General features: G+C 56.8%; 11 protein-coding genes and 1 pseudogene. 7 read left to right on the forward strand and 5 right to left on the reverse strand.

Translation table 11 applies throughout. The features are described 5' to 3' along the window. Positions 1-73: 73 nt before the first annotated feature. Both IEY38_RS16270 and trkA read right to left on the reverse strand, forming a co-directional pair. A complete protein-coding gene (locus tag IEY38_RS16270; RefSeq protein ID WP_188979512.1) occupies positions 74-1,642 on the reverse strand; it encodes a TrkH family potassium uptake protein in 1,569 nt (522 codons plus the stop codon). An 82-nt stretch (positions 1,643-1,724) separates the two neighbouring features. Next, positions 1,725-3,059 carry a Trk system potassium transporter TrkA gene (gene trkA, locus IEY38_RS16275; RefSeq protein WP_188979514.1) on the reverse strand — a complete coding sequence of 445 codons (1,335 nt, stop codon included), beginning with the start codon at positions 3,057-3,059 and terminating at the stop codon, positions 1,725-1,727. A 415-nt stretch (positions 3,060-3,474) separates the two neighbouring features. On the opposite strand from trkA, the gene IEY38_RS16280 reads away from it, so the two are divergent. From IEY38_RS16280 to IEY38_RS16295, 4 genes are read left to right on the forward strand one after another with little or no spacing between them, the layout of a single operon-like run. Then, complete coding sequence (locus tag IEY38_RS16280; RefSeq protein ID WP_188979515.1) at positions 3,475-3,798, forward strand: hypothetical protein; 324 nt, start codon at positions 3,475-3,477, stop codon at positions 3,796-3,798. Positions 3,799-3,803: 5 nt separating this feature from the next. Then, positions 3,804-4,673, forward strand: coding sequence for an FAD:protein FMN transferase (locus tag IEY38_RS16285; RefSeq protein ID WP_188979516.1), 870 nt, complete (start codon positions 3,804-3,806; stop codon positions 4,671-4,673). Next, positions 4,657-4,944, forward strand: a complete 288-nt coding sequence (locus tag IEY38_RS16290; protein WP_188979517.1) for a hypothetical protein — start codon at positions 4,657-4,659, stop codon at positions 4,942-4,944. Before IEY38_RS16285 ends, IEY38_RS16290 begins: the two co-directional genes overlap by 17 nt. Next, a complete protein-coding gene (locus tag IEY38_RS16295; RefSeq protein WP_188979518.1) occupies positions 4,944-5,486 on the forward strand; it encodes a hypothetical protein in 543 nt (180 codons plus the stop codon). Before IEY38_RS16290 ends, IEY38_RS16295 begins: the two co-directional genes overlap by 1 nt. On the opposite strand, the gene IEY38_RS16300 is transcribed toward IEY38_RS16295, so the two are convergent. From IEY38_RS16300 to IEY38_RS16310, 3 genes are all read right to left on the reverse strand, one after another. Continuing rightward, the gene (locus IEY38_RS16300) at positions 5,483-6,004 is read right to left on the reverse strand and encodes a winged helix-turn-helix transcriptional regulator (RefSeq protein ID WP_188979519.1); all 522 of its coding nucleotides are present in this window, start codon (positions 6,002-6,004) and stop codon (positions 5,483-5,485) included. The two genes, IEY38_RS16295 and IEY38_RS16300, sit on opposite strands and share 4 nt — an antisense overlap. A 3-nt stretch (positions 6,005-6,007) precedes the next feature. Next, positions 6,008-6,295, reverse strand: coding sequence for a hypothetical protein (locus IEY38_RS16305; RefSeq protein ID WP_188979520.1), 288 nt, complete (start codon positions 6,293-6,295; stop codon positions 6,008-6,010). 859 nt (positions 6,296-7,154) lie between these two features. Next, positions 7,155-8,867 carry an ArnT family glycosyltransferase gene (locus IEY38_RS16310; protein ID WP_188979521.1) on the reverse strand — a complete coding sequence of 571 codons (1,713 nt, stop codon included), beginning with the start codon at positions 8,865-8,867 and terminating at the stop codon, positions 7,155-7,157. A gap of 365 nt (positions 8,868-9,232) precedes the next feature. On the opposite strand from IEY38_RS16310, the gene IEY38_RS16315 reads away from it, so the two are divergent. The 3 genes and pseudogenes from IEY38_RS16315 to IEY38_RS21830 all read left to right on the forward strand — a co-directional run bounded on the left by IEY38_RS16315 (position 9,233) and on the right by IEY38_RS21830 (position 11,703). Beyond that, positions 9,233-9,424 carry a hypothetical protein gene (locus tag IEY38_RS16315; protein WP_188979523.1) on the forward strand — a complete coding sequence of 64 codons (192 nt, stop codon included), beginning with the start codon at positions 9,233-9,235 and terminating at the stop codon, positions 9,422-9,424. 144 nt (positions 9,425-9,568) lie between these two features. Next, positions 9,569-9,901 (forward strand): hypothetical protein, encoded by a 333-nt coding sequence (locus IEY38_RS16320; RefSeq protein WP_188979524.1) that lies wholly within the window; start codon positions 9,569-9,571, stop codon positions 9,899-9,901. 571 nt (positions 9,902-10,472) lie between these two features. Further along, positions 10,473-11,703: pseudogene (locus tag IEY38_RS21830) on the forward strand (glycosyltransferase family 2 protein). The last annotated feature ends 133 nt before the right edge of the window (positions 11,704-11,836 follow it).

The raw sequence follows: 11,836 nt of genomic DNA on the forward strand, positions 1-11,836 counted from the left end.
TTGCTAGTTGCCCTGATTCTACAGGCAGCCCAAGTCCAAAGCCGCGAGGTAGATTCGGTCCGGTGTATTGGCACTACCACTCCCAGAACAACCGGGTGAAGAGCACCAGCATAGGAATCACTTCGAGTCGGCCAAGCCACATCAGAACTATCATCAGGAGTTTCGAGGTCGCTGGGAAAGAGAGATAACTCCCGAACGGACCGAGCAGACCGAACCCTGGTCCGATGTTCCCGATGGTCGCGATGCTTGCGCTAAGTGCTTCGATCGTCGTGAGGCTGAGGCCAACGCGACTGGCATCGAGTGCAATTACCACGGTTGACACCCCAAAAATAAATAGATAGAGAAACGTGAACGAGAAGACGCCTCTGACGACATCCTCGTCGACAATGCGCCCGCCGAGTTTGACTGGTTCGACGACGTCTGGGTAGACTGTTGTGGACAGTTGCCGCCGAGCAGCCTTGAGAAGGACGAGCCATCGGATGATCTTGATGCCGCCACCAGTCGATCCTGCCGACCCACCGATGAACATCACTCCCAATAACAGCACTTGCGCCCATTCGCTCCACTGTGCGAAGTCGCTCGTCGCGTATCCCGTTGAGTTGAGCAGTGTGACTGTCTGAAACAGCGCCTGCCGAAGCGAGTTCTCAGCGATGCCTCGGGTGACACCTCCCAGTTCTAACGGCGGAGCCGCTCCAGTGAACAAGAGTCCCCAGAGGAGAAGCGTGACCCCACCGATGGCCCCAATATATCCCTGAAACTCTCGATTCCGAAACACGTCGAGATACTGCCCGTGGAGAACGAAATAAAAGAGCGCAAAGTTCGTCCCCGCAACGATGATGAAGGGAATCACGAGCCACTGGACTGCTGGCGAGAAGGCAGCGGTACTCTCAGCCTGGGGGGAGAACCCGCCGGTTGGAAGCGTCGTGAAGCCGTGAGCGATCGCGTTGTACAGGTTCATGTTGGGCGCCCACCCCAGCAGGTGGAGGCCGTAGAGGAGACAGATCAACAGGACAGTGAATCCGGTGTAGACAAGCCACAGGATGCGGGCCGTTTCGGCAATCTTGGGCGTCAGCTTCTGTAGTTCTGGTCCGGGTGCTTCGGCGCTGATGAGTTGCGCACCGTTGACCGCTAGCTCGGGGAGAATGGCCACCATGAGCACGATTATCCCCATCCCACCGAGCCATTGCGTCAGCTGGCGGTACATCAACAGGGCATGAGAATGCCGTTCGAACGAGATTTCGCTCAAAACGGTTGCCCCCATCGTAGTGAATCCCGAAGTGGATTCGAACAACGCGTTGACGAACGAGTTGAACAGGGCACTCGGCGAGCCGAGTGCGAGCCCGACCGTCGATTGAGTGCCCATGCCGGCGAGCAGGTACGGTATCGTCCCACCCACAGAGACACCGACCCAAGCCAGAGTGACAAACAATAGCGCTTCCTCAAGCCCGAGGTCAGAATTATCTTCAAGACGTTCGAGTGCAAGTCCGAGGGCGGCTGTCATGGCGATCGACACGAGGAAGACTAGGCGATCACTCCCGTAGATAATCGCGACGGACAACGGGAGCGCCATCGTCACGGCGAGGTACTTCAGAACTGTCCCGACGAGCGCGACGCTCTGTCGCCAGTTGACGCTCACCTGCATTCAGTAACACCACCCCTAGAAATCGGGTAGCGCCCCGTCGCGTTGCTAGCTCGGGCAGTGGAATAGTGATTCCTGTGCATCATTACAGCCGTTCGATCGTGTCCTCGACGATGTCGCTATCAGCGAGTATCACAGCATGATCGCCGGGTTCGATGACGGTATCGCCACGGGGCATACGGTAGCTCCCGTTGCGCGTGAGCGCTCCGATGACGACATCCTCCGGAAGGTCATCGACCGCCTCGCTAATCGGTCGTCCTGCGAGTACGCTATCTGTGTCAATACGGATCTCGATCACCTCAGCCTGATTGTCTTCCAGCAGAGCGACGTTCTGAGTGTCTTGGTCACGGACGAACTCGATGATCTCCCGAGCGGTCGCCCGGCGCGGGTTCACAGCGATATCTACCCCTGCATCTTCGAACAGATCGACGTACTCGCCGTGGTCTACAATAGCGACCGACTGGTCCGCGCCCTCTCGCTTGGCCCGCAGGGCAGCTAGCAGATTCTCTTCGCTGTCGTGTGCAAGCGCTGCTACCACGACATCGACATCAGCCATCCGTTCATTTTCGAGGAAGTCCCGGTCGGTCGGGTCCTTGTTTCGAACCGTGGTGGCGGATAACCGTTCGGAGAGTTCCCTGGCACGGTCGGCGTCTGTCTCGATGAGATGAGGACTGAGACCACGCTCTTCAAGCAGCCGGGCCGTATGGTAGCCGGTGTCGCTCCCGCCGATGATCAGCACGTTCTGGGGACCTGTCTTTCGTGGGGCTAGTTCGGTGCCGAACGAATGGACCGAATCGGGTCGGCCCGTGACGACCACATCATCTCCCGGTTGGATACGTGTCTTTCCAGTCGGAAAAATCGTCGCTCCGTTCCGGAAGATGACAGCGAACGTGAGCGCGTCGTATGCATCGGCTTCACTGATCGTTTGGCCGAGAATTGGACTGTCCGGCTTGATTTCGAACTCTGCCATCTGAACCGTCCCGCCTGCGAAAACATCGAAGTTCTGTGCAGCTGGTAGGCCAATCCCTCCGGCTGCTGCGGCCACTGTCAGCAGATTACTCCCAACCATGAAATCGACATCGAAGACGTTCTCAGCCTGATCCCAGGTGTCGATATACTTCAGATCCTTGACCCGGGCGACCGTCGTAACGTCGGTGAGTGCTTTCGCCGTGCCACAGGTGATGATATTGATCTCGTCGCTGTCGGTACTAGCGATTAGAATATCGGCATCCTCGATGCCGGCCTCTCGGAGGGTTTCAATGGCCGAACTGTCACCGGGTACCGTGAGCACATCGAGGTCGTATCTGAGTCTGTCAATCCGGTCGGTGTTCACGTCGATCATTACGATGTCGTGATTCGTATCGAGTGCTGCTGCGACCCTCGTTCCCACCTGACCAGCGCCAGCTATTATGACCCGCATTCGTGTATTTGATTCATATCCGGATATATTGATTTGACTCCTCGCTTCCGATTCCACCGATATCAACAAGCTATCAGACTACATAGAAATTGGTGGTTTGACGTTGACTACGTAACATTTCAAGCATCGGCCTTAGGAATGATGTCTGAAACGTAACCTCTGGTTCATCGTACCTCTCTTCGGTGAACTCCCGAGATTCTCGATAGTGTTGCCACTCAGAAAATCGAATCGCCATCTATGGTCTGTGAATCTCGGCTGAGACCACTCTATCTTGAATGGATTCGATAGCTGTACGAAGATTCGAGAGTTGGACGCGAACGGCTTACTAAGCCGGTCTCCACCGTCTATCTGCAATGGCAGAACGCAACGACCGACACGTCGAGGGTAGCGATTCTAGAACGAGGTACAGCTAATCATGCGGATTCCAGTCGCAAATAACAAACTCGTTACTTTCACGCTGGCAGGTGCCTTCCTCACGGCTCTCGTGGCCGGTGGCCTTGCGTTTCCCGGCGTCGGCCTCGGGCAATCTGACTCACCTGGAACGTCCCCATCGGATGCCTCACAACAGGTTGCTTCCGATGCCCCAACGCCCAATCAGGACTTTACGCCAACAGTCCAGACGCAATCCGGCTACGAGGACGAAGAACACGAGGAATATGACGAACACGAGGACGACGAAGACCACGAGGAAGAATACGAAGCGGGGGACGAAGACGAAGACAACGAAGAGGACGAGTGACCGAGATGATGGGATCGCTCGCATCGCTCACCGAACGGTTCGGAGACAGTTGCCACGAGTTCGACTGTTGTGATACGACATTTCGAGTCCAGGCGACGGGTGTCCGGGCCGACGCCGCAGTGACCGTGGCACGAGATACGGCCGAGTCACTCGAAGCTCAGCTGAATGCCTTCGACGAGGCGAGTGCCGTCAGCCAGCTCAATCGCGATGGTGCGGTCGCTAACGAACACGTCGCCTGTATCGTTCGCCGTGGACTCGAATACAAGGATCGGACTGAGGGAGTGTTCGATATCCATCAGGGCCGCGTCGAACAGGCGCTCAAAACGTTCCTACGTGGCGACAGTGACACACAACCCACAGACTTCGATACTGGAACTGTCCATGTCCGCGGATCTCAGGTCAGTACCGATGTCGAACTTGACCTCAACGGTCTCGCAAAGGGGTACATTGTTGACCGGGCCAGCGAGACGCTCGCAGGTCTCGGTCGACGAGGGTTCGTCAGTGGTGGCGGAGATATGGCCCCGCCGACCGGCCCGGTAGCCATCGAGAGCCCGTACAGCGACGACACACCGTTGAAGATTCTGGACACGGATTGGTCCGTCGCAACGTCTGGGGGATACCGGCGTTCACGAGACGGTACTGATCACATCTACGACGCGACCACCGAGTCGCTCGGCTCGCGTCACGAGTCCGTTACCGTCCTCGCGCGCCGCGACTGTATGGAGGCCGATGCCTTGGCAACGACGCTCGCCGCACTTCCCCTCGACGAGGCACGTGAAGTAGCAGCCGAGTGGGACGGACTGGAGGCGTTGATCATTCATGAGGGTGTCTTTCACACGACAGAGAGGTTCGATGCACATGTCATGGACGCATAAGCAGCGAATCACCGTCGTCGCAATCGTTGTGCTGGTCGTGGCCGTTCCGGCCCTCTGGCAAATCGGCGATGTACGTGCCGCTCAGGCGACTGAAAAAGCACAGAATGACCTCGTGGATCAGACCGTTTCCCAGCGACAGGCACCGAACGATTACGACGGGGATGGCATCAACGACTCCGCGGATAAGTGTCCGACACGCCCAGAGACCGATAACGGGTTCCAGGATTCGGACGGCTGTCCCGATGTCGTCGAGACGACGGGAGCATCGTAATGTCACAACTCGTCTGGCTCCTTGACCGGGGTGCCGCACTCGTCACATATCCGTTGCTGTACTTAGCCGTCCTCACGGGCGTCCTCTACAATACGGAGTCGTTCCGCGTGCTCCACGAGACCGCCCAACGCATCCACATCGAACTCTCCGTGTTCGCGATGATCGTCACGTTGCTACACGCGGGGCTCGGCGTCCTCGACGCGTGGTTCGTCATCACCGGTCAGGCTCCGGCACCAGCATACTCGATGCCGTACTTCCTCGGTGGGGTCGTTGTCGGTTCAGGTGCACTGCTCATGCTCGTCGTCGCAGTGCTCGGCTTTACTGACGCGAAACGCTTCCAGCAACCGTGGGGACCGCGTGTCGTCCACTCGTTCGCCTATGCCGGGTTCGCCTTCGGGACGATTCACACGGCAGCGATTGGCACCGACCTAACGGGACTCGTCCGTCCCCTGCTGGGTCCCTCAGTTGCGTTTCTCGTGTACGTGCTCCTGCTGCGTCTGCTGGTGCTTCACAGGGGACAATCGAAGGCGACTCCGAATTAGTAGCCGTCCCAGAGGCCGAGCATCCGGTCGACGACTTTGTCGGTGAACGAGCGTTGATGAACCGTGTAGAGGTACGTTACTCGATCAGGATCGCTGACCTCGTAGACGACGCTCCGGCCGTCGCGCTCTTTCGTGACGAGGTCGGCCTCGGCGAGCTTCGATAGATGCCACGAGACGGTCGATTGCGCCTTGTCGAGGCGGTCGCTGAGATCGGTCGTCGAGAGCGGGCCGTCCGTGAGAAGATGTGCGAGGATGCGACGGCTGTACTCCCGCCGCAGCGCGTTCATCACTGCTCGATCGGCTTCGTTGAACTCGGTGGCGGGGTAGTACCGCGTGTACTTTCCATCGTCCGAGACATCGATCAGGCCTTCGTCGGCGAGCCAACGGAGGTGATACTGGAGCGTTCCCTGCGCGTACTCAAGATCGTTGAGAAGCGCGCGAAAGTGAACGCCCGGCGTGTCGGCTATCCGCTGGTAGATCGCCCGCCGAGAGTCCAGTTCGAGGTCTGGGTCCGACATCGCTCAGTCCCGCGTGAGAGCGATGAAAAAGGTCAGGAGGCCACCGAGGATCAGGATCGCACTCGCGTGTTCGAGCAATTCGAGCGTCGCGTACGGGATATACGGGAGCAGCGGGTACTCGAGAAACACGATGAGTCCGTAGACGGCGAACATCGCGTACCCAAGCGTGACGATTCGCATCCGACTATCACGTTCCCGTCGCCACGCGAGGAAGCTGAGGACGCTGAGCCCCCCAGCGAGGACGAAGATACCGAGACTGACGTACTGTTCGAGGAGTTGAGCGAGTGTCATGCGTTACTATCTGAACACACAGTCGGTGCGACGTGCTCGGCGGTCGATACAGCTCAACTGATGGTGGTGTCGGGGAAAACGATTGGCGTTCAACGGTCGAATCCAATCGAATAGAGCCCTGGGCTGCTCTGAAGCTCTCTCAGTCGACACCGCCGAGGAAATTTCCAACAGTGTCAGCGGATTCTCGGCAGGAACTCGTGTTCGCAAAGGTGTTTGATCAGAACCGTCCGCGTAACTGCCAAATTGTTTTACGAAGCTCTGTAGTGAACCGTTCGTTCCAGCTGCGCCACAGCGTCGGCTAGTCTGGGACCGTTTTTATACATAGTCGCTCACAGAGTCTTGGATTGTGGTGAGGTGCCTGAAGGGTGTCATCCTGTGGGTCCAGTCATGAAGCTCTTTTAGCTGGGGCAGTGTGACTTATTTTCCGCTTTTACAGAAACCATGACTAGAATTATCTGAGGAGTGACCAGATTAAAGAATCGATCACTGAGACGGCTACTGAAATCAATAAAAGGGCACAGATCATCATGATGAAGCCCACGACTATGCGTGGAAGTCGGTGCGCTATTAGAAAATTAAATCGTCCCCATTCTGCCTCATATAGATAGCTCCGCATCCCCCACACACTCGCAAACCACAGTGCGAAACCGACGATAGTCACAATAATAGCATACACCGAACGGAAATCTACTATCATATGTCTGCCCTGCGTGTGCCAAGCAGTACAATCCTCCGGCGGCGGCCACGTTTCGCGACATCCGGATAATCCATTTGTGCAGTTGGTTTCGCAAGGTAGTCGATGACTACAACGGCTGGTAAGCGACCGGTATCGACGCACAGAGCCGAGTAGACCGGTGAATCAGTCCCGTCGGTCGGGTACCCGCTCGTAGACGACGTATCCGTTGTGTTCCGCGACCGGTTCGTAGTTGGCCTCGATGTACATGACTACCGGCTCTCGTGCGTCGGGGTAGTACCCATGGGTCGGGTCGATGCGGCCGTCCACGACCTGCTGGCTCTTGACGAGCACGTAGGGGACCTCGCCGCGCTCGAGTTCAGTCACTACCCGGTCGGCGAGTGGCTCCCCATAGGGGGGCGTGATGAACGTCCGTGCTGGGCGAGCCTCACCGAAGTACGCTAGCTCGTATCTCGTGGGTGGGCCGAGCGAGTAGAATCGCCCGTCGACGGTCTCGTCGAGTTCCTCGGCGGAAGCCGATTGCGTCTCGATGTGTTCGCCGCTGAGCCTGATCTCTCTCACCCCATCAACTGCCACTGTCCCGCCAAGCGCGGAGAGCACGAGGAAGACTCCGGCAACCAGTGCGACCCACTGGCGGATGTCCAGCTGACCGACGCTCCCGTCCCACTTGACCATGACGTAACTGAGGACAATAGCACCGACGAGCATCAGAGCGAAGCCAAATTCCAAGAGGAACAGGTACTGATATCCACTGTTCGCTGCGACGAGCGTGAGTACTGCCTCGGAAACGGCGACAGCGAGCGCCAGCCCAACCCACTCCAACCGTGAGAGTGGCCTCGGCCCGTCGGCGAGAAAGCTGAAAAGCCGACGCAGGCCGACGCCGGCGAGCACGGCGGCCGCCGGCATGGCGAAAATGTACCGGTGGCCGCCATGGAACGCCTGTAACCCCGGAACCGACATGATGACGAGCCACAGCGAGAGGAACGCGAGCCGGGTGTCGAACGACCGCGAGGGTATCGACCGGAATACGTAGAGGGCGGTCCCGCCCGCGAGCAGCCACACCGGCAGGTAGGAGGCCGCGCTCAGCAACTGCCCGTCAAGGAAGTACGGCGGGTCGTAGTGGTTTAACGGTAGGAGAAAGGTGTACCAGAGCGTCTCCGCAAGCGTCCCTCGACTCGCCGCGAACAGCGCCACGAGCCCGAGCGGCGTGAGAAAGGCCACCGCGATTCGGCCGTAGCGGACCGCGACAGTCCGGAGGTCGGTCTCGCCGACGTAGAGTCGGGCAAGCGACCAGCAGATGACAACTATTCCGAACAGGAGAACGGTCTGGTTGAATAGTACCCCGAACGCGAGCGACAACCCAGCGAGGAGGTCGGTCACGCGCCGCTCGGCGAACAGCCACAGCACTGCTGCGGTCAGGAACAGCGCGGCGAAGGGCTCAGTCATGAGGATGAACCCGTCGAAGACCGGTACGTATACCCCGAACAGGTACGCGAGCGAGCCGACGGCCGCAACCGGGCGTCCCCACAGCGAGCCAAGACGAAATACGAGCAACGCCGTCACCGCGTGGACTGCATAGACGAGTACCCGTCCGGCGAGGTACGGTTCGGGAACCGTCTCCCAGAGCAGTGCAGTCAGGTAATACACGGCGGGGGTTTTGTGATCCGCGATGCCAGCATAGAGCGTTCCTCCAGCAGCTATTTCACGACCGATGACGAGGTAGGTCATCTCGTCGTGCAACAACGGTTGTCGGAGGTAGAACAGGGGTGGGATGATCGCCAGCGCGAGGAACACGACGTAGAACGCCGACATTCCCCAGGACTCGAGAGCGCTCCGAAAAGTGAAGGCGGGGCTACGTTCGGTCTCGAGTATCGGCATGATGTATCCATCGTATGGTCAACAATCCAATTAGTTACTCGCCGATTAACTCCACTTGAGCTGATCGAGACGATCACTACCGAGGTTCATAGTATCGAAGAAACGGCAGTCGTGGTGCGCCATCGATTCAGCGATAGATTTGGGGTGTGAGATGTGTTCGTCTGGATACGCTACCGTCTCTGTTGCTTCGAGTCGCGGCCAGAACATGTGGTGATACAGTCGCCGTTTAATCCACTACTCTTCGTGTGGTTTTCTGTCGTCCAGAGCATTTACAGCTTGACCAACAGGATTGTCCCATGACGTAATCGAAATCCCGCATCTACTATCTGGAAGGGTCTCCGACAGAACGACATGCGGTCGTCAGCGTGCCTGATATCCCGGCGCGTGGCTGTGTCCGGCTCGGTGGCGTGCAGCCGGTGAAGCGCCTCAGTTGCGAGATCCGTCAGCAAGACGCCGCTGACAGTACTGACCAGCAGCAGGGGCTCGTTGTCGGTGGCCGTAATGGCTACAGCCTCGCCGACGCTCGGTTGCGGGGTCATCATCCCATCTTCCGGTAGCAGAATGTGGCCCCTCAGTATCAGTCGTGTCTAGTGGATGTAATTTGAAGCAACTGATAGGTGAGCGTGCTTAGTCAGTAGAACCACCATTCAGTTGCCATTTATAGCATGGGTATTTTATCCTCCGTAATCACAGTTCTGTTTATGCGTCCTGCCCTCCGGTATGCTGTTTCGGTATTTGTTGGACTGATCGTTACGGGAGTTGTCGCAGAATTCGCTGGGACAGATCACCTGCTTACGATCTCACTATTACCGCTCTATGTGGCCATAAGCTCAATCATGTTAGCACATCGCCAAGTGATTGTTTCCCTCTCTCGTGATGCATCCCCAGCAAGGAAGCGTGGAGCTATTGTTGGTGGTGTTGGCGCATTCACCGGGGGATTTCTCCTTCGGGTGTCGATCCCGGCCGGTGTCGCTGGTTTCGGGTTAATGTTGCTCGGTATGGCAAGCGTCATTGCTGACTTTGATGAATTGTGAGGAACTGTACAATTTGGATCACCTGTACTGCCCGCTCCAGTATCTGAGCATTCGGTCAAAATGTGGCTAGCAGGCTGCTGTGGCTACTCGCGCATCTCCTTGAGTGCAAGTGGATCTTCGTCAGCGTCGGTGTCGGAATCTGCCCTATCGAAGACTGCCGGAACCGACTCATCAAAACCAAGCCGATTCTAGTTTGCTTCGGGCATTATATAGACACTACAACCGAGCTGGTCGTAAAATACGATCACACGGAGAACGTATGCTTAGATAGTGTCTACACAGTGCCGACATGATGCCGGCTTTGTGACCCCCGATAGGTGACGGGTTTCCGTATCGTGAGCACTGAACAGCAGTCCGTCAACGAATAGTCAGCAGTGGTACCGAGTCGACGACCACTTGCGTCCTGCCCAGTATCGGCAGGCACAGACCATGGTGAGGTCCTCTAAGCCAGCCTCACCGTGGCAAGTAGGTGTCCTATCTCGACTGACAGCTTGGACTCACAGGCACGGACCCACATCGAAGCAGTGGCCTCAAATAGATAGTATCTAGTATAACAATTGGAATCTATTAGATGCTAATTGGTACGCTACTGTTTGCGACGACGACGTTTCTCATTTGGGTTGCGCTGGTCTATTCGTTGTCAGCGCTCTGGTTGTTAATAGAAGTCTTACCACTTGGTATCGGATGGAACTCGAGCGAGATGGACGCATGGGGACTGGATGACGTACAGGTGCGCGTACTCACAATCGGAGCGGAAGACGTTGTTCAGGCAACCGTCGACTCGGTTCCCGACGGCGTTGCCGGAATCAAGGTTATTGCTGAACAGAATATTGAAATCGACGGGGCAGCAGTGCACATCGTCCCAGATTCATTCAGTTGTGAAGCCACAAACAAAGGCCGTGCTGTCGAGTGGGCACGGAGACAAGTCGACTGTGACGCAGAGTACGTATTGTACCTCGATGAAGATACACTGGTTACTGGGTTGACTGGCCTCCCTGAAGCAGACTTCGTGCAGTTCACTGAGAAGCCGATTTACACGGGTTCACGGCTAGCCTATCTGTGTGAGGTGTTCCGAGTCGGTTGACCAGTTCGAACAGCGTGCATTCCGTCGTCTTTCGTATCCACTGTACGCATGGGGCGGTGGCTTTGCAATCCGACACGAGTTGGAGGATGAATTGACCTGGGACGTGGCGACGATTACAGAAGACACGAACCTCATTTGGCGGGCTGCTGATCGGTTTGACTTAGAGTATCGGCTAGTCGACGCTCGGTTTCGGAATCAAGCGCCACCATCGCTGAAAGCGATGATTAAGCAACGCCGTCGGTGGATGTCCGGGACACTGAAAGATAATCATATCCTCCCACTATTGTACCAACCACTGACACTAACTCGCGTCGTGTCCTGGGGATTTTCTCCAGCTATTCCACTGTTGATTATTGGTGCATCATTCGTCCCCGGTGCAACAGTCAGCATCCAGTTCTTCGAACTGATTTCGACTGCGCTACTGGTCGTGCTGTTTATTTATATGCTGTTTGGCCTATGGGCCTACAGAAAACATCCATTGCTGTGGCCGGTGTTCCTAATATTGACACCGCTGGCCGTTGTACTCCACGCAATCGGGGCTGCATGGGGTGTTCTTAGTCCAATCGAGGAGTTTGAGGTCACAGAGAAAGTCGCACCCGAGACTGTCGAGGACGTCAACCCAGAATTGAGCGAGGGTGCGATTGCCGCTCATGACGGAGAGGATCGCCTCGTTCGGGACTCAGCTGATGAATTTGATACAGAACTGTTCAGAGACTAGCTGTACTCGCAAAGCACCTTGTTGACGGGTGCGAACTTCGGTGTATTCATCTCAAGCACATCAGGTCGGCCCGTTTGCCTCCCTCGAGACTCCCGATTTCGTCACCGATGTTGAGTGTTTTTACACCCTAATG

The sequence above is a fragment of the Haloarcula sebkhae genome (genome assembly GCF_014647415.1).
GTDB lineage: Archaea > Halobacteriota > Halobacteria > Halobacteriales > Haloarculaceae > Haloarcula > Haloarcula sebkhae.

What these genes read in the sequence shown, in the direction of transcription:
- IEY38_RS16320 (WP_188979524.1), top strand. Translation starts at nt 9,569, where the DNA reads ATGCGTCCTGCCCTCCGGTATGCTGTTTCGGTATTTGTTGGACTGATC.
- IEY38_RS16285 (WP_188979516.1), top strand. Translation starts at nt 3,804, where the DNA reads ATGATGGGATCGCTCGCATCGCTCACCGAACGGTTCGGAGACAGTTGC.
- IEY38_RS16305 (WP_188979520.1), bottom strand. Translation starts at nt 6,295, where the DNA reads ATGACACTCGCTCAACTCCTCGAACAGTACGTCAGTCTCGGTATCTTC.
- IEY38_RS16300 (WP_188979519.1), bottom strand. Translation starts at nt 6,004, where the DNA reads ATGTCGGACCCAGACCTCGAACTGGACTCTCGGCGGGCGATCTACCAG.
- IEY38_RS16295 (WP_188979518.1), top strand. Translation starts at nt 4,944, where the DNA reads ATGTCACAACTCGTCTGGCTCCTTGACCGGGGTGCCGCACTCGTCACA.
- IEY38_RS16270 (WP_188979512.1), bottom strand. Translation starts at nt 1,642, where the DNA reads ATGCAGGTGAGCGTCAACTGGCGACAGAGCGTCGCGCTCGTCGGGACA.
- IEY38_RS16290 (WP_188979517.1), top strand. Translation starts at nt 4,657, where the DNA reads ATGTCATGGACGCATAAGCAGCGAATCACCGTCGTCGCAATCGTTGTG.
- IEY38_RS16310 (WP_188979521.1), bottom strand. Translation starts at nt 8,867, where the DNA reads ATGCCGATACTCGAGACCGAACGTAGCCCCGCCTTCACTTTTCGGAGC.
- IEY38_RS16280 (WP_188979515.1), top strand. Translation starts at nt 3,475, where the DNA reads ATGCGGATTCCAGTCGCAAATAACAAACTCGTTACTTTCACGCTGGCA.
- trkA (WP_188979514.1), bottom strand. Translation starts at nt 3,059, where the DNA reads ATGCGGGTCATAATAGCTGGCGCTGGTCAGGTGGGAACGAGGGTCGCA.